The 21,757-nt window shown below is 64.0% G+C and carries 23 protein-coding genes; 12 read left to right on the forward strand and 11 right to left on the reverse strand.

Annotation, left to right across the window (positions count from 1 at the left end; translation table 11 throughout):
• Positions 1-9 precede the first annotated feature (9 nt).
• Positions 10-237, reverse strand: coding sequence for a hypothetical protein (locus AKL02_RS02515; RefSeq protein WP_083077726.1), 228 nt, complete (start codon positions 235-237; stop codon positions 10-12).
• Positions 238-444: 207 nt separating this feature from the next.
• Entirely contained in the window at positions 445-687 is a 243-nt protein-coding gene (locus tag AKL02_RS02520; protein ID WP_108722366.1) for a hypothetical protein, read from the reverse strand.
• A 354-nt stretch (positions 688-1,041) separates the two neighbouring features.
• On the opposite strand from AKL02_RS02520, the gene AKL02_RS02525 reads away from it, so the two are divergent.
• Positions 1,042-1,932, forward strand: a complete 891-nt coding sequence (locus tag AKL02_RS02525; protein WP_083077785.1) for a lytic transglycosylase domain-containing protein — start codon at positions 1,042-1,044, stop codon at positions 1,930-1,932.
• Positions 1,933-1,969: 37 nt separating this feature from the next.
• On the opposite strand, the gene AKL02_RS02530 is transcribed toward AKL02_RS02525, so the two are convergent.
• The 5 genes from AKL02_RS02530 to tldD form a co-directional block, all read right to left on the reverse strand.
• Entirely contained in the window at positions 1,970-2,599 is a 630-nt protein-coding gene (locus tag AKL02_RS02530) for a CoA transferase subunit B (RefSeq protein WP_078521878.1), read from the reverse strand.
• A gap of 3 nt (positions 2,600-2,602) precedes the next feature.
• Complete coding sequence (locus tag AKL02_RS02535) at positions 2,603-3,307, reverse strand: CoA transferase subunit A (RefSeq protein ID WP_083077725.1); 705 nt, start codon at positions 3,305-3,307, stop codon at positions 2,603-2,605.
• A gap of 234 nt (positions 3,308-3,541) precedes the next feature.
• On the reverse strand, positions 3,542-6,130 hold the full coding sequence (gene topA, locus AKL02_RS02540) for a type I DNA topoisomerase (RefSeq protein ID WP_083077724.1): 2,589 nt from the start codon (positions 6,128-6,130) through the stop codon (positions 3,542-3,544).
• Between the two features lie 102 nt (positions 6,131-6,232).
• The gene (gene dprA, locus AKL02_RS02545) at positions 6,233-7,300 is read right to left on the reverse strand and encodes a DNA-processing protein DprA (RefSeq protein ID WP_456300827.1); all 1,068 of its coding nucleotides are present in this window, start codon (positions 7,298-7,300) and stop codon (positions 6,233-6,235) included.
• 257 nt (positions 7,301-7,557) lie between these two features.
• Positions 7,558-8,982, reverse strand: coding sequence for a metalloprotease TldD (tldD, locus tag AKL02_RS02550; RefSeq protein ID WP_078540231.1), 1,425 nt, complete (start codon positions 8,980-8,982; stop codon positions 7,558-7,560).
• A gap of 168 nt (positions 8,983-9,150) precedes the next feature.
• Between tldD and coxB the strand changes: the two genes are divergently transcribed.
• The 10 genes from coxB (at position 9,151) to AKL02_RS02600 (ending at position 18,146) form a co-directional block, all read left to right on the forward strand.
• Positions 9,151-10,029 (forward strand): cytochrome c oxidase subunit II, encoded by an 879-nt coding sequence (gene coxB / locus AKL02_RS02555; RefSeq protein WP_108722365.1) that lies wholly within the window; start codon positions 9,151-9,153, stop codon positions 10,027-10,029.
• A 34-nt stretch (positions 10,030-10,063) separates the two neighbouring features.
• A complete protein-coding gene (gene cyoE / locus AKL02_RS02560) occupies positions 10,064-10,999 on the forward strand; it encodes a heme o synthase (RefSeq protein WP_078545244.1) in 936 nt (311 codons plus the stop codon).
• Positions 11,000-11,002: 3 nt separating this feature from the next.
• On the forward strand, positions 11,003-11,197 hold the full coding sequence (locus AKL02_RS02565) for a cytochrome c oxidase system small membrane protein (RefSeq protein ID WP_078540229.1): 195 nt from the start codon (positions 11,003-11,005) through the stop codon (positions 11,195-11,197).
• On the forward strand, positions 11,194-11,787 hold the full coding sequence (locus AKL02_RS02570) for a cytochrome c oxidase assembly protein (protein WP_078521866.1): 594 nt from the start codon (positions 11,194-11,196) through the stop codon (positions 11,785-11,787). Before AKL02_RS02565 ends, AKL02_RS02570 begins: the two co-directional genes overlap by 4 nt.
• A 17-nt stretch (positions 11,788-11,804) precedes the next feature.
• Positions 11,805-12,608 carry a cytochrome c oxidase subunit 3 gene (locus AKL02_RS02575; RefSeq protein ID WP_078545248.1) on the forward strand — a complete coding sequence of 268 codons (804 nt, stop codon included), beginning with the start codon at positions 11,805-11,807 and terminating at the stop codon, positions 12,606-12,608.
• Between the two features lie 72 nt (positions 12,609-12,680).
• Positions 12,681-13,361, forward strand: a complete 681-nt coding sequence (locus AKL02_RS02580) for an SURF1 family protein (RefSeq protein WP_083077721.1) — start codon at positions 12,681-12,683, stop codon at positions 13,359-13,361.
• A gap of 9 nt (positions 13,362-13,370) precedes the next feature.
• On the forward strand, positions 13,371-14,768 hold the full coding sequence (gene thrC / locus AKL02_RS02585; RefSeq protein ID WP_083077720.1) for a threonine synthase: 1,398 nt from the start codon (positions 13,371-13,373) through the stop codon (positions 14,766-14,768).
• Positions 14,765-16,024 carry a M16 family metallopeptidase gene (locus AKL02_RS02590; RefSeq protein ID WP_078540225.1) on the forward strand — a complete coding sequence of 420 codons (1,260 nt, stop codon included), beginning with the start codon at positions 14,765-14,767 and terminating at the stop codon, positions 16,022-16,024. The genes thrC and AKL02_RS02590 overlap by 4 nt, the downstream gene beginning before the upstream one ends.
• Positions 16,024-16,608: a GNAT family N-acetyltransferase gene (locus tag AKL02_RS02595; protein WP_078604300.1), complete on the forward strand. Its 585-nt coding sequence runs from the start codon at positions 16,024-16,026 to the stop codon at positions 16,606-16,608. The genes AKL02_RS02590 and AKL02_RS02595 overlap by 1 nt, the downstream gene beginning before the upstream one ends.
• 134 nt (positions 16,609-16,742) lie before the next feature.
• Complete coding sequence (locus AKL02_RS02600) at positions 16,743-18,146, forward strand: FAD-binding oxidoreductase (RefSeq protein WP_083077719.1); 1,404 nt, start codon at positions 16,743-16,745, stop codon at positions 18,144-18,146.
• Between the two features lie 123 nt (positions 18,147-18,269).
• Here the strand turns inward: AKL02_RS02600 and AKL02_RS02605 are convergent, their stop codons facing one another.
• The 3 genes from AKL02_RS02605 to AKL02_RS02615 are packed head-to-tail and all read right to left on the reverse strand — an operon-like array spanning position 18,270 to position 20,099.
• On the reverse strand, positions 18,270-18,692 hold the full coding sequence (locus AKL02_RS02605) for an NUDIX hydrolase (protein WP_083077718.1): 423 nt from the start codon (positions 18,690-18,692) through the stop codon (positions 18,270-18,272).
• Entirely contained in the window at positions 18,689-19,219 is a 531-nt protein-coding gene (locus AKL02_RS02610) for an adenine phosphoribosyltransferase (protein ID WP_078521850.1), read from the reverse strand. The genes AKL02_RS02605 and AKL02_RS02610 overlap by 4 nt, the downstream gene beginning before the upstream one ends.
• A 7-nt stretch (positions 19,220-19,226) precedes the next feature.
• Positions 19,227-20,099 carry an S-methyl-5'-thioadenosine phosphorylase gene (locus tag AKL02_RS02615; RefSeq protein WP_083077717.1) on the reverse strand — a complete coding sequence of 291 codons (873 nt, stop codon included), beginning with the start codon at positions 20,097-20,099 and terminating at the stop codon, positions 19,227-19,229.
• Between the two features lie 137 nt (positions 20,100-20,236).
• Between AKL02_RS02615 and AKL02_RS02620 the strand changes: the two genes are divergently transcribed.
• A complete protein-coding gene (locus AKL02_RS02620) occupies positions 20,237-21,115 on the forward strand; it encodes a DMT family transporter (RefSeq protein ID WP_078540221.1) in 879 nt (292 codons plus the stop codon).
• Here the strand turns inward: AKL02_RS02620 and AKL02_RS02625 are convergent.
• A complete protein-coding gene (locus AKL02_RS02625; protein ID WP_083077716.1) occupies positions 21,105-21,704 on the reverse strand; it encodes a flavin reductase family protein in 600 nt (199 codons plus the stop codon). The two genes, AKL02_RS02620 and AKL02_RS02625, sit on opposite strands and share 11 nt — an antisense overlap.
• Positions 21,705-21,757 lie beyond the last annotated feature (53 nt).

Consider the following 21,757-nt stretch of genomic DNA (forward strand, 5'->3'; position numbering starts at 1 on the left):
TGGTGAGTATCAGCCATCGTCGTCCGCGAGTTCCTCGGTCGTGAAATCGGGGCTGACTTCCTGCTTGTCGATATATTTGGCGATTTTTCCCGAGGTGCCCGCGGTCTGTGTCCAGATCATGGCCGTCGCCATGAAACCAAAAGCGACCAGAGATGCCGTGAGAACGACCCAGTCTATCGTCACAGCGCCGTCCTCCGCGCGAAGTACTTTTCTTAATTTGAAAATCACTTTTTTCATCTCGGTGTCTCGGCTTTCTTTTCGGAACCTTCGACGGAAACTTGGCGGGAAGGCGTGGCGGAATCCGGGCGCTCGCGGGGTATTTCTTGCAACCGAGCTGGCCTGTCGCGGGCGAAAAGCTTCAGCGAAGAGGGCTTGAGGCCGCGGTTTGAAACTATGAGACCGCCCAAAGAGGGCGGTCTCTCTAACTTCCGGCGGAAGCTGAAATTACTGCGGCTTGTAGCCTGCAGCTTCACCAGCAGTGATTTCTTCGCCAGTAAAGGATTCGGTTACGGGCGCCTTATCGAGATAAGCAGCGATCTTGCCCGACAGGCCAGCAGTCTGGGTGCGGATCAGCGCCATCGCAGCAGCGCCGAGGCCGACGACAGCAGCGGTCAGCACAACCCAGTCAACGGTCACAGCGCCGTCTTCTTCGTCGTGGAACTTCTTGATTTTGAAAAACTTCATCATGGTGTCTCTCCTAAGGTTTGTCTCTGCCCCGCGGTCCCGGCTGGCGTCCTTGCCGTTTTCCGTCTCGCGGTATGGGGATATATGGCCCCCGGAACGTGGCGCGATTTGGGCGCATCGCAGGCGATTTCGCGAAAATGAAAATCCTGCCTGACGAAGGAGCTAAGTCATTGTTAATTAAAGAAACAAAAATCTGACTTTTTGTGAGATATGCATTTTACGTCCGAGTTTCGGCCGCCAAACCACGATTCGTCGGCCTGAAAACGGCGGATTTTCTGGAATTTTTTCGGGTTTTCGGGGATAGTCGGGCCAAAGCGGCCCTCGAGAGCCGCGCGAGGCAGTGAGCAGGTGGCGCAGATGCGCAAGGTTTTCGCAGGGATTCTCTGCAGTGCGATGGTGGCCGTGGTCGCGCCCGTGGGGGCCGAGCCTGCAGCCCCCATCTTCAAGAGCGTGAAGCCCAAGACGGTCAAGCCGCCTGCGCCCGGCACCAAACGCTTCATTACGATCCAGATCGACCCCGAGGAGCAGAAGCGCCAGCTTGCCGCGATGGCCAAGCAGCCTTGGGAGCCGGAAACAGCCCCTGCCAAAGAGGACGGCGCGACGGGCGATGCACCCGCCTCTACGCCCACGCCGCGCGCGCCTGCGCATTACGCGTGGTATTGGAACAAGGTCTCGCCGCGCCTTGGAGAGCGGGCGGGTCGGTTCGATCAGGCGATCTCAGCGCTGTCGCAAGGGCCGAAGGGCACACGGGTGCGCGAGCCGCGGCTCAACGATCTCGCGAAGATCGCGCGCGCCCATGGCACCGATATTCTGCGCTCCACCATCGGAACCGAAGTTTCGCCCGCGCTGGTGCTGGCGATGATCGCGGTGGAATCGGGCGGGCGCCATGATGTGCAAAGCCATGCAGGCGCCGTGGGGCTGATGCAGCTGATACCGGCCACGGCCGAGCGGTTCGACGTCGCAGACAGCAAGGACCCCGCGCAGAACATCGCGGGCGGGGTGAGCTATCTCGACTGGCTGATGAAGGAATTCGACCGCGATCCGCTGATGGTCATCGCCGCCTATAACGCGGGCGAGAACGCGGTGAAGAAGAATGACGGTGTGCCGCCCTATGCGGAGACGCGTGACTACGTGCCGAAGGTGCTGGCGGCGTGGAACGTGGCGCGGGGGCTTTGTGCGACGCGTCCGCAGCTGGTGAGCGACGGCTGCGTCTTCCAGGTCACCCAAATGGCAAAGAGCGGCCCCTGAGGGCCGCTCTCTTCGTCTCTAGCCTATCGAGAGGCGATCAGTTGACGATCGTCGCCTCGGTCGCTTCGCGGATCTCGTCTTCGGTGACGCCCTCGGCGCATTCGACGATCTTCAGCCCGCCCTCGACCACATCGAGCACACCGAGATTGGTGATGATGCGGTTGACGACGCCGGTGCCGGTCAGCGGCAGGGTGCATTCCTTCAGCAGCTTGCTGTCGCCATGCTTGTTGGTGTGGTCCATCACGACGATGACGCGCTTCACGCCCGCCACGAGGTCCATCGCGCCGCCCATGCCTTTCACCAGCTTGCCGGGGATCATCCAGTTCGCCAGATCGCCGTTCTCGGCCACTTCCATGGCGCCGAGGATCGCCATCGCGATCTTGCCGCCGCGGATCATGCCGAAGCTCATCGAGCTGTCGAAATAGACCGTGTTGGGCAGTTCGGTGATCGTCTGCTTGCCGGCGTTGATAAGGTCGGGATCCTCTTCGCCCTCATAGGGGAAGGGGCCCATGCCGAGCATACCGTTCTCCGATTGCAGCGTGACGTGCACGCCCTCGGGGATGAAGTTCGGGACCAGCGTGGGGATGCCGATGCCGAGGTTCACATAGGTGCCGTCTTCGAGCTCCTGCGCCGCGCGGGCGGCCATCTGATTTCTATCCCATGCCATGGGTCAGGCCTCCTTCTTTTCGCGGGTGGTGACTTTCTCGATGCGCTTCTCGTGCTCGCCCTGGATCAGGCGGTGCACGTAGATGCCCGGCAGGTGGATGCAGTCGGGGTCGAGCGAGCCCACGGGCACGATCTCTTCGACTTCCATCACGCAGACCTTGCCGCACATCGCCGCCGGCGGATTGAAGTTGCGCGCCGTCTTGCGGAAGATCGCATTGCCGGTCTCGTCCGCTTTCCACGCCTTCACGATGGAGACGTCGGCGAAGATGCCCTCTTCGAGGATGTAGTGCTCGCCGTTGAACACCTTGACCTCTTTTCCTTCGGCGATCTGGGTGCCGTAGCCGGTCTTGGTGTAGAAGCCGGGGATGCCGTGGCCGGCGGCGCGCATGCGCTCTGCCAGCGTGCCTTGCGGGTTGAATTCCAGCTCGAGCTCGCCGCTCAGATACTGGCGCATGAACTCGGCATTCTCGCCCACGTAAGACGACATCATCTTCTTGATCTGCTTGGTGTCGAGCAGCTTGCCGAGGCCAAACCCGTCCACGCCGCAGTTGTTCGACGCGACCGTGATGTCCTTGACCTTGCTCTCGACCAGCGCGTCGATCAGCATTTCGGGGATGCCGCAAAGGCCGAAGCCGCCTGCCGCGATCAGCATTCCGTCGAAAAGAAGCCCGTCCAGGGCCTCTTCCGCGGAACCGTAAATCTTGCTCATAGAAGTCCTCCGCTCATATGCGCGCGAGGATGGCGCGAGGGGCGGAGGGAGTCAATTGCTGCGATGCGGCGAAGCGAGGCGTTGGGGTCAACTTCACGCGTAAATAGACCGGGAGAGGGGGCGCTGCCCCCGTCGCCGTAGGGCGACAAGGCTTAAGAGAGAGGGGGCTCCGCCCCCGCTCGCGATGCGAGCTCCCCCGGAATATTTTCACCAAGGGGAAGGGGCGCGGGCGCCTCACTCCTCGTCGGTTTTCTTTGCTGCCGTCTTCTTCGCCGCAGTTTTTTTGGCGGGCGCTTTCTTGGCCGCAGGCTTTTTCGCGGCCGTTTTCTTCGGCGCGGCTTTCTTCTTCGTGCCGCCCTTCTTCGCCGCCTTGGCTTCGATCAGCGGAAGCGCGTCTTCGAGCGTGACGGATTCCGGTTCCAGCTCTTTCGGCAGGGTCGCGTTGATCTTGCCCCATTTCACGTAGGGCCCGTAGCGCCCCGGCATGACCGCGATCGGGCCGCCCTCGGGGTGTTCGCCCAGCTCCTTGAGCGGCTTCGCGGCAGCGCCACGCCCGCCTTTGGCAGCCTTCTGGGCGATCACTTCCACGGCCCGGTTCATACCGATGGTGAAGACCTCGTCGACCTCGGGCAGGTTCGCGTAGATCCGGCCCTTCTTGACGTAGGGCCCGTAGCGCCCGATCCCGGCTTCGACCAGCTCGCCATCTTCCGGGTGCGGGCCGATCTCGCGCGGCAGGCTCAAGAGCAGCAGCGCCTTCTCGAGGTCGATTTCCTCGGGTTTCCAGCCCTTGGGCAGCGACGCACGCGGCGGTTTGGGCACATCCTCGGTCGGCTCGCCCTTCTGGACGTAAGGACCGAAACGACCTACGCGCAGCGTGATCGCCTGATCCTCGTCATAGCCCAGCACCTTGCCGTCAAGCGCCTGCACCTCGTCATCGCCATCGGGCGCGGAGAGGGGCCGGGTGAAGCGGCATTCGGGGTAGTTGCCGCAGCCGATAAAGGCCCCGCCGGAGCGCGCGGTCTTCAGATGCAGCTTCCCACTGCCGCAAAGCGGGCAGATGCGCGGGTCGGACCCGTCGGGGCGCGGCGGATAGAGATGGGGGCTGAGCACTTCGTCGATCTTGTCGAGCACTTCCGAGATGCGCAGCTCCGACGTCTCTTCCAGAGCCGCCGAGAAATCGCGCCAGAACCGCTTGAGCACTTCCTTATAGTCGCGATCGCCGGCCGAGATATCGTCGAGCTGGTCTTCCAGATCGGCGGTGAAATCGTATTCGACGTAGCGCTTGAAGTAATTCGACAGGAAGGCCGTCACCAGCCGCCCGGTATCCTCGGGCATAAGGCGGTTCTTGTCCTTGCGCACATAGCCGCGGTCCTGAATCGTCGTGACGATAGAGGCATAGGTGGAGGGGCGCCCGATGCCGAGCTCTTCCATCCGTTTGACCAGCGTCGCCTCGGTGTAGCGCGGCGGCGGTTGGGTGAAGTGCTGCTCGGGCGTGATGTCGCCCTTCTTGGCCTCTTCGCCCTCGTGGATCTGCGGCAGGCGGTTGCTGTCCTCGCCCTCGTCGTCGTCGCGGCCCTGATCGTAGACTTTCAGGAAGCCGTCGAACACGACGACGGAGCCGGTCGCGCGCAGCTCGACCTGCTCATCGCCAGAGCCGACGAGAACGGTCGTGCGCTCGAACCGCGCGGCCTCCATCTGCGACGCGATCGTGCGCTTCCAGATCAGATCATACAGTTTCCACTGATCGTCGGAGAGCTTCAGCTTGTCGGGCGATTTCGACATATCCGTCGGGCGGATACATTCGTGCGCTTCCTGCGCGTTCTTCGCCTTGTTCTTGTACATGCGCGGGGACTTCGGAACGTAGCTGTCGCCGAACTTGTCCTTGATCGCATCGCGCGCCTGCATCACGGCCTCGGGGGCCATGTCGATGCCGTCGGTCCGCATATAGGTGATGTGACCGGCTTCATAGAGACGCTGCGCCGCCGACATCGTCGCCCGCGCGCCGAAGCCGAACTTGCGGCTGGCTTCCTGCTGGAGCGTCGAGGTCATGAAGGGCGGGTAGGGGTTGCGGTTGGCGGGTTTCGCCTCGACCGAGGTCACGCTGAGATCGCGCGACGTGATCGCCTGCACTGCCATCTCGGCCGCGGTCTCGTTCTCGAGGTCGTATTTCTCGAGCTTCTTGCCGCCCAGAACCGACAGGCGCGCTTCGTATTCCTGACCGCGCGGCGTCGTCAGGATCACCTTCACCGTCCAGTATTCGCGCGGCTTGAAGGCTTCGATCTCCATCTCGCGCTCGACGATGAGACGCAGGCAGACGGACTGCACACGGCCCGCGGATTTCGCGCCGGGCAGTTTGCGCCACAGGACCGGCGAGAGGTTGAAGCCCACGAGGTAGTCGAGCGCACGGCGGGCCAGATAGGCCTCGACCAGCGGGGCATCGACATCGCGCGGATGCTTCATCGCCTCGAGGATCGCGGTCTTGGTGATCGCGTTGAAGGTGACGCGGGAGACATTCTTGCCCTTGAGCTTCTTCTCCAGCGCTTCCTGCAGGTGCCACGAGATCGCTTCGCCTTCGCGATCGGGGTCAGTTGCGAGGATCAGCGTGTCGTCATCTTTCAGCGCGTCGGTGATCGCCTTGATGTGCTTTTTCGAGTCGCTCGCGACTTCCCATTTCATATCGAAATCGTGCTCGGGATCGACCGAGCCATCCTTCGGAGGCAGGTCGCGGACGTGACCGAAAGAGGCGAGCACGGTGTAGTCAGACCCTAGATACTTGTTGATCGTCTTGGCCTTGGCAGGGGATTCGACGACAACAACAGCCATAAGGTCCTCACTATTCAGTGCAAAAAGGGTCTGGGCGCGGAACATGTGGGCGTTTGGGGCGAATTGTCAATGCATCCTGACCCTGAGGTAATCCCTTCCCCCTTAGAGCGGACGGCTGATCAGGCCGCCGCGATGCCGCTCTATCCGGCCTTCGATTTCGAGCGCAGTGAGGGCCTGCGAGAAGGCCGCCGCGGGCACGTCGAGATCGCGGATCACCTGATCCTCGGCGGTGGGGGAGGGGCCGAGACGTTCGAGGATCTTCGCGCCGAGATCGCCGCTTTTCACGGCGCGGCGCGTTGGCGGAGGGTTTGGTGCAGGGTGCGGGTCGGGTGGCGCCGCGCGGGCGTTCAGCGCCGCCAGCACATCCTCGGACCCGCGCACCAAGGTCGCTCCGTCGCGGATCAGCGCATTGCAGCCGCCCGCGCGCCCGTCCATCGGATGGCCCGGCACGGCCATGACCTCGCGCCCCTGATCGAGGGCGTCGCGTGCGGTGATCAGGCTGCCCGATTTCAGCGCCGCCTCGACCACGACGACGCCCGCGCTGAGCCCCGAGATGATCCGGTTGCGCGCGGGGAAGTGGCGCGCCTGCGGCTGGGTGCCGGGCGGGGCTTCGGTCAGCCGCAGTCCGGTCTCGGCCATTTGCCGGGCAAGCGCCGTATTCTCCTGCGGATAGATCACATCGATGCCGCCCGCCTGCACCGCGATCGTGCCCGTAGGCAGGGCGGCCTCATGGGCGGCGGCGTCGATCCCGCGCGCCAGCCCGGAGACCACGCAGATGCCCGCCGCGCCCAGACCTTCGCTCAACCGCTTCGCCATGCGCAGCCCCAGCGAAGAGGCATTGCGCGCGCCGACCAGTGCGATCATCGGGCGGGTGAGCAGTTCCAGCTGGCCAAGCGCCCAGAGCACGGGCGGCGCGTCGTCAATCTCCGCAAGGGCGGCGGGATAGCCCGGCCCGCCATGGATCAACAGCCGCGCGCCGGCCGCCTTGCCCGCCTTGATCTCGGCGCGGGCCTGTTTCTCGGGGCAGGGGATGTAATCGGCGACGCCCGCCGCGCGGGCGACTTCAGGCAGGGCCGCGAGCGCTGCCGCCGCTGAGCCATGTTCACCGATCAATCTGTGGAAGGTTGTGGGTCCGACACGTCGGGAACGAATGAGGCGAAGAACCGGCAGTTCATCTTCTTCCGTGGTGGGTGGGGTGAAGGGGTGGGGTAAGAAAACAAATCTGTTTCCATCCGACCCTCCGCCTCAATCGCTCACCCTTTCTGCCGCGTTATTCTTAATAACTCGTTACCAAACCCCGTATCGCGACGGGTTTGGGATAAATTTTTCACGTTTTGGTTGCAGATTTTGGGCGCTATCGATTTGCGGCTTGGGGCCACGGGGGAGGACCTTCCGGATCATCTCCCCCACGCCCGTCGGCGAATCGTCTACGCAGCAGAGCCGCCCACGGTCAGGCCGCCGATCATCAGGGTCGGCTGGCCGACGCCCACCGGCACCCATTGGCCCGCCTTGCCGCAATTGCCGATGCCGGGATCGAGCGCGAGGTCGTTGCCGATGGCGCGGATATGTTGCATCGCGGTCGGCCCGTCGCCGATCAGGGTCGCCCCGCGCACCGGTGCGCCGACGACACCGTTCTTCACACGGTAAGCTTCGGTGCAGTTGAAGACGAACTTGCCATTGGTGATGTCGACCTGACCGCCGCCGAAGCCGACCGCATAGATTCCGTCCTTCAGATCGGCGAGAATTTCGCCCGGATCGGCATCGCCACCCAGCATGTAGGTGTTGGTCATCCGCGGCATCGGGGCATGGGCAAAACTCTCGCGCCGCCCGTTGCCGGTGGCCTCCACGCCCATCAGGCGGGCGTTCTGGCGGTCCTGCATGTAGCCCACCAGCACGCCATCCTCGATCAGCACGTTCTTGCCCGAGGGGGTGCCCTCGTCGTCGATCGTGATCGAACCGCGCCGGTCGGGGATCGTGCCGTCATCGAGCACGGTCACGCCTTTCGCCGCCACCTGCTGGCCCATCAACCCGGCGAAGGCCGAAGATTTCTTGCGGTTGAAGTCGCCTTCCAGACCATGGCCCACCGCTTCGTGCAGCAGTACGCCCGGCCAGCCCGGCCCAAGCACCACATCCATCACGCCCGCAGGCGCGGGCTCGGCGCGCAGGTTCACCAGCGCGATGCGCAGCGCCTCGCGCGCGACCGGCTGCCAATGCGCGGGCTCGATCAGGCCCGACAGGCCGAACCGCCCGCCGCCGCCATGTCCGCCGGATTCGCGGCGTCCGTTCTCTTCCACGATGACCGAGATGTTGATCCGTGCCATCGGGCGGATATCCGAGACCAGCCCGCCCTCGGGGCGCAGGATGAACACTTCCTGCAGGCTGGCGGCCATCGAGGCCGAGACCTGCACCACGCGCGGGTCGAGGTCGCGGGCAAACGCGTCGATCTCGCGCAGGATGTCGATCTTCGCGGCGAAGGGCGTGTCCGAGACAGGATCGGTGTCACTATAAAGATGTAGGTTCGTGCCCTTGGGCGGGGGCGCCATCGTGCCGCCGCCATCGCCCACGGCGAGGCGCGCGGTCTCGGTCGCCCGCTTCAGCGCGGCCTCAGAAATCTCGGTCGAATGGGCATAGCCCGCGACATCGCCCTTCACCGCGCGCAGGCCGAATCCTTCGGAGGCGTCGTAAGAGGCGGTCTTCACCCGGCCATCGTCGAAGACCAGCGCCTCGGACCGGCGCTGCTCGAGAAACAGCTCGCCATCCTCGGCCCCTGCGGTCGCTTCACGCAGCAGATGCAGCGCGCGATCCTGGTCGAGCTTGTCCTCGAAAGGGGCGAAACGGTCGGGCTTGGTCATCTGGACTCCTGCTAAGGCGATCAATTTTGACAAAATGTCGCAGCTTTTGCTTGCGCCACCCTCCCAATATGATTTTAAAGTGAGAACACGCAACGGTGAACGGTTTGGGAGATCCGAACGCCGTCGGGCGGCAGGGAGAAACGCCGCCAAAAGGGAGACATGGGACTTATGCGCTTTGCAAGCAAGGGCCGCGGCATCGCGGCCGCTGTCACGTCGGCTGTTATGTTGACGATCGTCGCCGGGCAGGCCTCGGCTCAGGACATGATCAAGGGGCTGCCGGTGATCGGTAAGCCGCATCTGGGCGGGACGGGGTTCCAGCCCGCGTCCTCGAACCTCGCGGAAGATCAGCAATGGCTCGACCATATGCTGCTGGTGATCATCGCCGCGATCTGCGTTTTCGTGTTCGCGCTGATCATCTACGCGATCCTGCGCTTCAACAGCCGCGCCAATCCGACGCCGCGCAGCTTCACCCATAACACGCCGCTCGAGATCACCTGGACCTTTGTGCCGATCGTGATTCTCGTGGCGATCGGGGCGTTTTCGCTGCCCGCGCTGTGGAATCAGCAGGAAATCCCGGAAGGCGACATCACCGTTAAGGTGACCGGCTACCAGTGGTACTGGGGCTATGAATACCCCGATGAGGGCGTGGCGTTCGATTCGCTGATGCTGGCGAAAGACGAGCTCGCAGATCATGGCTATGCGCCCGACGAATATCTGCTGGCCGCCGACAACGCGATGGTCGTGCCCGCGGGCAAGACGATCGTCGTGCAAGTCACTGGCGCGGACGTGATTCACAGCTGGACCGTGCCCGCCTTCGCCGTGAAGCAGGACGCCGTGCCGGGCCGGATCGCGCAATTGTGGTTTAAGGCCGATCAAGAAGGTGTGTATTTCGGCCAGTGTTCGGAGCTTTGCGGCACCAATCACGCTTACATGCCCATCGTGGTCAAAGTTGTCTCACCGGAAGTTTACGCTAACTGGCTTGAGCGTGCGAAGAATGACTTCGCCTCGGTCGAGACGGATGGCGCGGTTCGGGTCGCACAGAACTGAATTCATTGTGCGATAACACCCGAGGGACGCTTTCATGAGTGACATCAGCTATATCCGCCAACAGGACAACGAGGCGCGGTTCGGCGACTACATCGCGCTTCTGAAGCCGCGCGTGATGTCGCTGGTGGTCTTTACCGCCTTCGTCGGTCTCGTGGTCGCGCCGAATCCGGTGCATCCCTTCGTGGGCTTCGTCGCGATCCTGTTCATCGCGCTGGGCGGCGGGGCCTCGGGCGCGCTGAACATGTGGTATGACGCGGATATCGACCGCATCATGCGTCGCACCCGGAACCGTCCGATCCCGGCGGGCCGCATCTCGGAACGCGAGGCGCTGGGCTTCGGCCTCGCGCTGTCGGGCATCTCCTGCGTGATGCTGGCGCTGGCCACGAATATCTTCTCGGGCCTGTTCCTCGCCTTCACCATCTTCTTCTACGTCGTCGTCTACACGATGTGGCTCAAGCGGGCGACGCCGCAGAACATCGTGATCGGCGGCGCGGCAGGCGCGTTCCCTCCGATGATCGGCTGGGCCGTGTCGACGGGCGGTATCTCGATCGAATCCGTGGCGATGTTCCTGCTGGTCTTCCTCTGGACGCCGCCGCATTTCTGGTCGCTCGCGCTGTTCATGAAGGCCGATTACGACGAGGCGAAAGTGCCGATGCTGACCTCGACCCACGGTCGTCTGGTCACGCGAAAGAACATCCTGTTCTACGCTTTCATCCTCGCCCCCATCGCGGTCGGCACGGGTTTCACCTCGATCGGTGGCCCGGTCTATTTCGCGACGGCGCTGATCATGAATGCGCTGTTCATCAAGGGCGCGATCGACATCCACGCCCGCACCGAAGCGCAGGCGGAGGCCGACAAATACGCGGTCGAGAAGCGCTTCTTCTATTTCTCGCTCATCTACCTCTTCGCGCATTTCGCAGCTTTGCTGGCCGAAGCGGGGCTGAGCTATATCGGTTTGGGAGTCTGGTAAGCGATGGCAATCACCCGGGACAGTGACCTTCATATCCGTCGGTTCTCGCGCAATGCGGGGCTGGGCGCGGTTCTTCTCGGGTTCGTCGCAATCGTCTTCGGCCTGACCGTGGTCAAGGTCGAGAACGGCTCGAAAATGGAAGCCTACGACCACCAACCGCGCGCCTCCGTGCTGCCGGCGGAAGGGGCTTCGCAATGACCCAACGCCCCGCAGATCGGTCGAACACGCGCGTGCTGCTCTCGCTGCTCGCGGTGATCGTCGTGATGGGGGCAGGGGCCTGGGCTGCAGTGCCGTTCTACAACTGGTTCTGCAAGACCACCGGCTATGGCGGCACGACCAACACCGCCGAGGTGCTGCCCGACAAAGTGCTCGACCGCGAGATCCTCGTGCGTTTCGACGCGAATGTCGCGCGCGGCATGCCGTGGGAGTTCAAGCCGGTCCAGACCGAGATGAAACTGAAGATCGGGCAGAACGGGCTCGCCTTCTACGAGGCCTACAACCCGACCGATCATCCGATCGCGGGCACGGCGAGCTACAATGTCTCGCCCGACGTGGCTGGCTACTATTTCGACAAGATCCAATGTTTCTGCTTCACCGAACAGGTGCTGCAACCCGGGGAGAGGGTGCAGATGCCGGTGAGCTTCTTCGTCGATCCCGACATTGTCGAGGATGCCGATGCGAAGCGGATTCACGCGATCACGTTGAGCTATACTTTCTATGAAACCGACCTTCCCGAGCCGGAGGAAACTGCCTCGGTCCGTCAAAGGGAGACGGAGACGGTCAACTAGCCATCGGAGGGAGACGCATGGCCCACGCAAAGAACCACGACTACCACATACTACCGCCCTCGATCTGGCCATTCCTCGGTGCAGTGGGCGGCTTCATCATGCTCTTCGGGGCGGTGCTCTGGATGCAGAGCATTACCCATTACGTCTTCTTCGGCGGCCTGCTCGTGGTGCTCTACACCATGTATGGCTGGTGGTCGGACGTAGTCCACGAGGGCGAAGTGGGCGATCACACCCCGGTGGTGCGCATCGGCCTGCGCTATGGCTTCATCCTATTCATCATGTCCGAAGTGATGTTCTTCGCGGCCTGGTTCTGGAGCTTCTTCAAGCACGCCATGTATCCGATGGGCCCGATGAGCCCCATTCAGGATGGCGTATGGCCGCCCGAGGGCATCGTGACTTTCGATCCGTGGCACCTGCCGCTGATCAACACCGTGATCCTGCTGCTGTCGGGTGTGACGCTCACTTGGGCACACCATGCGCTGGTGCATGAAAACGACCGCAGCCAAGTCAAGCAGGGCCTGATCCTCACGGTCGTCCTCGGCGCCTGTTTCACGGTGCTGCAGGCCTATGAATACAGCCACGCGGCCTTCGGTCTGGCGGGCAATATCTACGGCGCCAACTTCTTCATGGCGACGGGCTTCCACGGGGCGCACGTGATCATCGGGACGATCTTCCTGCTGGTCTGCCTGATCCGCATCGTAAAGGGCCAGATGACCCAGAACGAGCATGTCGGCTTCGAGGCGGCCGCCTGGTACTGGCACTTCGTCGATGTGGTCTGGCTCTTCCTGTTCGCGTCGATCTATATCTGGGGCAGCGCGTAAGCGCCCCCGGCATTAACACGCAAATGCGCAGATCGGCGCGGGGGGCGACCCTCGCGCCGCTTTGTTGGAGGCTTGATGAAACGCTACATCTTTCCGCTGCTGCTGGGCATCGTCGGCTGCGCGATCCTGATCTCGCTCGGCATCTGGCAGGTGCAGCGCCTTGGCTGGAAAGAGGCGATGCTGGCCGAGATTTCCGCCAAGATCGAAGGTCAGCCGCAGGCGCTGCCGCCTGAAGGCACCGACACCAAGCCGCTGAAATACGAACCCGTCACGGTAAGCGGGCGCACGACGGGCCAGGAGATCCTTGTGCTCTCGGGTCAGAAGGGCGTCGGCGCGGGCTACCGGGTCATCGACGCCTTCGAGACCGATCAGGGCCGCAAGATCCTGCTCGATCGCGGCTTCATCCCCGAGGGTGAAAAGGGCACCGACCGCCCCGCTACGGAGCTCACCGTCACCGGCAACCTGCACTGGCCCGAAGAGACCGACAGCTACACGCCCGAGCCCGACGCCAAGACCGGCATCTGGTTTGCCCGCGACGTGCCCGCTATGGCCGCCAAGCTCGGGACCGAGCCGATCCTGATCGTCGCCCGCACCGTTCAAGGGGCCGCGCAGGGCATAACGCCGGTCCCCGTGACCATCACCGGCATCCCCAATGACCACCTCGGCTACGCGATCACCTGGTTTTTGCTCGCAATCGTCTGGGCTGGGATGACAATCTTTCTTCTCTGGCGTATCAGGCGGCAACAGGCCTGAGGATTGACGATGCGTTATGTTTCCACTCGGGGCAAAGCCCCGGTTCTGAATTTCGGCGATGCGATGCTGACGGGGCTTGCCCGTGACGGCGGGCTTTACGTGCCTGAGACCGTGCCGCAGTTCTCCGCCGATGAGATCGCAGCGCTCGCAGGGCAGCCCTACGAAGAGGTGGCTTTCCGTGTGATGAAGCCCTTCGTCTCCGAGACTTTCTCGGACGAGGAACTGCGCGGCGCCATCACGCGTGCCTATTCCGGCTTTGGCCATGTCGCCCGCGCGCCGATGGTGCAGCTGGCGCCGAACCATTTCCTGCTGGAGCTGTTCCACGGCCCCACGCTCGCGTTCAAGGATTTCGCGATGCAGGTGATCGGGCAGCTGTTCCAGATCGAACTGCAAAAGCGCAACCAGAAGATCACCATCGTCGGCGCCACCTCGGGCGATACCGGCTCGGCGGCGATCGAGGCGTTCCGCGGGCTCGACAATGTCGACGTGTTCATCCTCTTCCCGCATGGCCGTGTCTCCGAAGTGCAGCGCCGCCAGATGACGACGCCTATCGAGAGCAATGTCCACGCGCTCGCGCTCGATGGTGATTTCGACGATTGCCAGGGCAAGCTGAAGGACATGTTCAACGACTTTGACTTCCGCGATGAGGTCGGTCTGGCGGGCGTGAACTCGATCAACTTCGCCCGCGTGCTGGCGCAGATCGTTTATTTCTTTTCCTCGGCCGTGGTGCTTGGTGCGCCGCATCGCAAGGTCTCCTTCACCGTGCCCACCGGCAATTTCGGCGATATTTTTGCGGGCTTCCTTGCGAAGGAAATGGGCCTGCCGGTCGAGCGTCTGGTGATCGCGACGAACCAGAACGACATTCTGCATCGCTGCCTCGAGAAGGGCGATTACACCAAGCAGGGCGTCACGCCCTCGATCTCGCCGTCTATGGATATCGAGGTAAGCTCGAATTTCGAGCGCGCGCTGTTCTGGGCCTATGGCAAGGACGGGGGCGCGATCGAGAAGCTGATGGACGAGCTGAAAACCGAAGGCTCCTTCACCGTCTCCGAAAACGCGATCGGTGCGCTGCGCGACATCTACGACAGCGGTTCGGTTGGCGAGGCGCGCACGATGGAAGAGATCGGCGATACGCTCAAGGAAACCGGCGAGCTGCTCTGTCCGCATTCGGCTGTCGGCGTGAACGTCGGCAAAACGGCGGTCGCGCGCGACCCGGCCACGCCGATGATCACGCTCGCCACTGCGCATCCTGCCAAGTTCCCCGATGCGGTGGAAGAGGCGACGGGCATCCGCCCCGACCTGCCGCCGCGCATGGCAGACCTGTTCACCCGCGAGGAGCGCGTGACCCGCGTGCCGAATGACCTTGCAGACCTTGAAGCCCTGATCCGGGAGCGCCGCCGCACATGATCGAAATGACCACCCTGAAGAATGGTCTGCGCATCATCACCGAGTCGATGCCGGGCCTCGCCTCTGCCGCGATCGGCGTCTGGATCACGGCCGGTGGCCGCCACGAGCGCCCCGAGCAGAACGGCATCGCACATTTCCTCGAACATATGGCGTTCAAGGGCACGAAGACGCGCTCGGCGCTGCAGATCGCGGAAGCGATCGAGGACGTGGGCGGCTATATCAACGCCTATACCTCGCGCGAGATGACCGCTTACTACGCCCGCGTGCTGGCCGAGGATGTGCCGCTCGCGCTCGACGTGATTTCAGACATCCTCTTGAACCCGGTCTTCGATCAGCGCGAGATCGAGGTGGAGCGCGGCGTGATCCTGCAAGAGATCGGCCAGTCGCTCGACACGCCCGACGACGTGATCTTCGACTGGCTGCAAGAGGCCGCGTACCCCGATCAGCCGATGGGCCGCACGATCCTCGGCCCGGCGGAGAAGGTCCGCAGCTTCGCGCGCGATGATCTCTCTGCTTTTGTGACCGAACATTACGGCCCCGATCAGATGATCCTCTCGGCCGCTGGCGCGGTCGATCACGCGGAAATCGTGAAGCGTGCCGAGGATATCTTCGGCGACCTGCGCCCCGCGCTGAATCCCGCGCCCTATCCCGCGAAATGGATCGGCAATGAGCGGCGCGAGATCAAACAGCTCGAACAGGCGCATTTCGCGCTTGGCATCGAGTCGCCCAGCTATCGCGACGCCGATCTCTACACCGCACAGGTCTATTCGGTGGCGATGGGCGGCGGCATGTCCTCGCGCCTGTTCCAGAAGATCCGCGAAGAACGGGGTCTGTGCTACACGATCTTCTCGCAGGCAGGCGCCTACGAGGATACCGGCATGTTCACCGTCTATGCGGGCACCTCCGGCGACGAGGTCCGCGGCTTGGCCGAACTGACCATCGACGAGCTTAAGCGCGCCGCCGAGGATATGACCGAGGTCGAGATCGCCCGCGCCCGCGCCCAGATCAAGGCAGGGCTGCTGATGGGGCTGGAAAGCGCCTCGGCGCGCGCCGAACGCATGGCGCGCAGCCTCTATATCTGGGGCCGGGTGCCCGGGATCGACGAGGCCTCGGCGCGGATCGACAGCGTCACCCGCGATGCGGTGCGCGATTTCGGCGAACGGCTCGCCGTCGGCGGGCGCACGGCCATGGCGCTTTACGGCCCGGTCAAAGATGCGCCCGAGCTTGGGGAGCTGCGCGAAAGGCTCGCCGCCTGATGTTCGCGCGTCGTCGTCAGCTGCGGATCGATACGGATCGAATGATCCTGCGTCCGCCGCAGCATGGGGATTATCGCCCGTGGGCCAGCCTGCGCGAGGATAGCCGCGACTTCCTGGTGCCGTGGGAGCCGAGCTGGTCCTCCGACCACCTCAGCCGCAAGGCGTTCTCGAACCGGGTCTATTGGGCGGCGCGCGCGATCGCGAATGGCACCGCCGTTCCCGTATTTCTGTTCTCGCGCCGCGATGACATTTTTCTGGGGGCGATCACGCTCGACAATATCCGGCGCGGACCGGCGCAGGCGGGCACGCTGGGCTATTGGATCGGCCAACGCCACGCGCGTCATGGCTATATGCGTGAGGCGATCGAGGCCGTGGTTCATTACGCTTTCACCAAGCTCGACCTGAGCCGCATCGAGGCGGCCTGCCTGCCGGAGAACGCGGCCTCGCGTGGGGTGCTGGAGAAGTCCGGTTTCAAATACGAGGGCGTCGCGCAGAGCTACCTGCAGATCAACGGGCGCTGGCGCAATCATGTCCTTTATTCCAACCTGCGCTCGGATCGCCGGGGACGGACGGATGTCCGATAGGGACGGATATGCTGGCGACGGACGTCCGGCCCTTCGCTTGTGCTACGGGCGTTCGCCGGGGCGTCCTTCCACCGGAAGGCCACTGATCCTGGCTCACCCCCCGGGATATTTCAGCCAAGCCGAAGGAGGCAGAGATGCGCACCGCCGCTGATGAAAGTTTCGTCGAGACGCTGCGGGACGCGGTGCCGGGCCTGAGCCTCGGGGCGCCGGGCGCGTCCTATCTGGAAGAGCCGCGCGGGCGGTATCACGGCCTTGGCGGAGTTCTGGTCAAGCCGACGTCGACCGAAGAGGTCGCAGCGGTTCTGAAGCACTGTCACGCGGCGGGCGTCGCCGTGCTGCCCTATGGCGGCGGCACCGGTCTGGTCGGCGGCCAGATCACCGAAGACGGTCCCGTGCCAGTCATCCTGAGCCTCGAAAAAATGAATGCCGTCCGTGCGGTCACCGGCCATGTTCTGGAGATCGAGGCCGGCGCGACGCTGCTCGAGGCCCAGCAGGCGGCGGAAGGCGCGGAGCGGCTGTTCCCGCTGACGATCGCAAGCCAGGGCTCTGCCCGGATCGGCGGTGTGCTGGCGACCAATGCGGGCGGGGTGAACGTACTGCGCTATGGCAACGCGCGCGAGCTGTGTCTGGGCGTCGAGGCGGTGCTGGCCGATGGCACGGTGATCTCCGGCCTCAAGCATCTGCGCAAGGACAATACCGGCTACGATCTGAAGGACCTGCTGATCGGGTCCGAGGGCACGCTCGGGATCATCACGGCGGCGACCCTGCGGCTGTTCCCGCGCCCGGCGGCGGTCGGCACGGCGATGATGGTGGTCGAAAGCCCCGCCGCCGCGCTGGAACTGCTGGAACTGGCCGAGGCCCGGATGCCGGGCTGCGTGTCGGCCTTCGAGATGATCTCGGGGCAGGGGCTGCGCTTTCTCGACGAGGTCGGGCCGGAGGTGCATCAACCTTTCGAGGCGCGCCCCGACTGGTCGGTGCTTATCGAGATCGGTCTGCCCGAGGGGCTGGCGCCGGAGGAGGCGCTGGCAGAGCTGTTCGAAGCGGCCGAGGGACTGGTCAGCGATGGGGTGATCGCAAGCTCCGAGAGCCAGCGCGCCGAGATGTGGTCCCTGCGCGAGAGCCTGCCGGAGGCGAACAAGCGGATCGGATCGATCTCGAGCCATGACATCTCATTGCCGCTGCCGAAACTGGCCGCTTTCATCGAAGAGGCGCGTGATGCGCTTCTCGACCTCGGCAATATCCGGATCAACTGCTTCGGCCATGTCGGCGACGGCAATCTGCATTTCAACGCCTTCCCCGCCGAGGGGCGCGACCGCAAGGAATACGAGAACCTGCGTCGTGCGATCCCCGAAACGGTCTACGATCTGGTGGACCGCTTTGGCGGCTCGATCTCGGCCGAGCACGGGATCGGGCGGCTGAAAGTGGGCGATCTGGAGCGTTACGGCGATCCGGGCAAGCTGGCCGCGATGCGCGCGATCAAGGCGGCGCTCGACCCCAAGGGCATTCTCAACCCCGGCGCGGTGCTGGCGGAGCGCTGAGGGCCAAGAGAAACGCGCCCCGCCAGGAGAGCAGGCGGAGCGCGGCGTTCTGGTTCACGTGTCATTGCAAGCAGCCGAACCATCAGGCCCGTTCAGGTTAGGTCGATTCGCGTAAGAAAGACGTTAACGCGGTCCGAGCGCGGCGGCCTGTCGCGCGATCCGCGCCACGTCGCGGCTGAGGGGAAGGTCCTCCTCCATCCGGTCGATAGCGACCCAGCGTGCATCCAGCGCGTCGTCGTCCGCGACCGGCTCTCCGGCCTGCCACTGGCATTCGACCGCGACCAGCACGAAGTGATGCTCCAGCGTGCCCTTTCCATCATCCGCGAGGACGTCGAGCGCGTTGAAGGCATGGGTGGCCCGCGCCTGCACGCCGGTTTCCTCCAGCAACTCGCGCTCTGCTGCCGCAAGAAGCGTCTCGCCGAACTCGACCTTGCCGCCGGGAAAGCCCCAGAGCCCGGCATCTGGCGGGTTCGCCCGCTGTACCAGCAGCGCCTGACCGTCGCGGATCACGACGGCGAGAATGGCGGGGACGGGACGGGGGCTCACGCCCCCTCGAATTCGCACAGAACGCTGACATTCATGCCGCGATCTTCGAGCAGTTTGCGTCCGCCCAGTTCCGGCAGATCGACGATGAAGGAGAGGCCCACGATCTCGCCGCCGACGCGCTCGATCAGTTGGATGCCCGCCTGCGCGGTGCCGCCGGTGGCCAGCAGATCGTCGACGACCAGAACCTTCTCGCCGGGCTTGATCGCATCCTCATGCATCTCCATCACTGCCTCGCCATATTCCAGCTGATAAGCCTGCGAAATCGTCTGGCCCGGGAGCTTGCCCTTCTTGCGGATCGGCACGAAACCTTTCGACAGCTGATGCGCGATCGCGCCGCCGATGATGAAGCCGCGCGCTTCCAGCCCCACGACCTTGTCGATCTGCTGGCCCGCCCACGGGTGCAGCAGCTGGTCGATCGCCATGCGGAAGCCGCGCGGATCGGCGAAAAGCGTCGTCACATCGCGGAACATGATCCCCTCATGGGGGAAATCGGCGATGGTGCGGATATAGTCTTTGACGTTGGTCATGGGATCCTCAGAGGTCGAGCACGCGGCCCGCGATGGTCTTCAGTTTGCGCGCCATCTCGGGGTCGCGCTTGTCGGGGGCGGTCATGATCGCGCTGTCGAGGGCGTGGGTGCAGCCGGTGGCGCAATCGCCCGCAGCGCCCTTCAGCAGACCGGGCAGAGCCGCGGCCAGATCGCGCGCCTTATCGGCGTTCTTCATTGCGACGGCAACGACCTGCGCCACATCCACGGCATCATGATCGGGGTGCCAGCAGTCGTAATCGGTGATCATCGCGACGCAGGCGTAATGCAGCTCCGCCTCGCGGGCGAGCTTGGCCTCGGGCATGCCGGTCATGCCGATCACGTCGGCGCCCCATTGGCGGTAAAGCTCGCTCTCGGCCTTGGTCGAGAATTGCGGACCCTCCATCGCGACATAGGTGCCGCCCTCATGGACGCTCACGCCGGTCTTGCGCGCGGCCTCGGCGCAGGCTGCCGAGAGGTCGGAGCAAACAGGATGCGCGACCGAGACGTGGCCTACCATGCCGGGACCGAAGAAGGTCTTCTCGCGGGCGAAGGTGCGGTCGATATACTGGTCCACGATCAGGAAATCGCCCGGCGCATAGGCCTCTTTCAGCGAGCCCACGGCCGAGACGGCGATCAGATCGGTCACACCCAGCTGCTTCATCGCGGCGATATTGGCGCGGTAGGGAACGGTGGTCGGCGTCTCGACATGGCCGCGCCCGTGGCGGGGCAGGAAGGCCATCTTCACACCGTCCAGCGTGCCGGTCAGTACCTGATCGGAGGGCGCGCCGAACGGCGTCTCGACGGTGATCCATTCGGCCCCTTCGAGCCCGTTGATCTGATAGACGCCCGAGCCGCCGATCACCCCGATCATTCTGTCCATTCTGCGCATCCTTCGCCTGTCTTTTCCGCGTCGCAGCGAGCCTAAGCGCCACGGCCCCGGGAGGAAAGAGGGATTGCAGCCACTTGCCGCGCGGTCTATCGGCGCAGGGGGGTATGGGAGTCCCCACGGGAGGATCTATGGAAAATATCCGCGGCTCGGTGCTGATGGTCGTCGCGATGGCGGCCTTCGCGATGGAAGACATGTTCGTCAAATCCGCCTCGACCCATCTCGCGGTGGGCGTGGTGCTGATGCTATTCGGCCTCGGCGGGATGGCGGTCTTCGCAGTACTCATCACCGCGCGCGGGCAGCGTCTGCTGCATCCGGCGCTCGCCTCGAAACCGCTCCTGATCAAGCTCGCGCTCGAAGTGGTGGGGCGTCTCGGCTACACGCTGGGGATCGCGCTGACGCCGCTGTCCAATGCCTCCGCGATCCTGCAGGCGACGCCGCTCGTGGTGGTTGCAGGCGCCGCGGTGGTGTTTTCCGAACGCGTCGGCATCCGCCGCTGGGTCGCGGTGGGGATCGGGTTCATCGGCGTGCTGATCGTACTGCGCCCCGGCCTCGACGGTTTCGTCCCGGCAGCCCTTTGGACCGTGCTGGGGATGCTGGGGTTCGCGGGGCGCGATCTGGCGACGCGCGCCTGCCCGCCGGTCCTGTCGAATTTCCAGCTCAGCTTCTACGGTTTCATGATGCTGATCCCGACCGGCGTGCTGATCCTGCTGATCTTCGGCGGTGTGACGACGCCCGATCTCTTTGCGCTGCGCGACGTGGCCGGTGCGGTGGCCTTCGGCAGCCTCGCCTATTGGTCGCTGACCAAGGCGATGCGGATGGGCGAGGTCTCGGTCATCACGCCCTTCCGCTACACCCGCCTGATCTTCGCGCTGATCCTCGGCGCGGTCGTGTTCGGCGAGCGGCCCGATGCGGCGATGATCGTGGGTGCGGCGCTGATCGTGGCGAGCGGTCTCTACACGCTCGTCGAAGGTCGCCGCAGCCGGGCCCGCGCGCGCGTCAGAGCTTAGGCCGCAGCATCTCGAAGGTTTCCGACACGGCCGCGTAATCGCCGCGATTGCCGAGCCGAACAAGACGGTCGGGCGGCGAATAGAGCCCGTCCTTCAGGCAATCGTCCGCAATATGGATGCCAGTCACCTCGCCATGCACGAGGTAATTCCCCTCGCCCAGCAGCTTGATCACCTGCACCACGCGACATTCGAGCGAGGCAGGCGCCGCGGCCACACGCGGGCAATCGATGGTCTCGCATTCCGCCTTCTCGATCCCGCATTCGGCGAACTCATCGGTGCCTGCAGGATAATTGGCGCAGGAGGCGTTCATCTGATCCTTCAGCGCATAGGTCACGAGATTGGCGCAGAACACGCCCGCTTCGCGCAGCTGCGAGACGCTGTCCTTCGTGCCGTCGCGGTCGGGTTTCACCCCGGTCGAGGAGAACATCACCTGCGGTGGCGTATAGGCGACCGCGTTGAAGAAGGAGTAGGGCGCGAGGTTGTCTCCCATCGCGCTGCGCGTCGAAATCCAGCCGATCGGACGCGGGGCGACGATGGAATTGAACGGGTTATGGGCGAGAGGGTGGCCATCCGAGGTGCGATAGAACATGCTTTCTCCTGTTTGATCCCGAACTTAGCGCATGCTACCGCGCAGGAAAGGGG

The organism is Thioclava electrotropha (assembly GCF_002085925.2).
Lineage (GTDB): Bacteria > Pseudomonadota > Alphaproteobacteria > Rhodobacterales > Rhodobacteraceae > Thioclava > Thioclava electrotropha.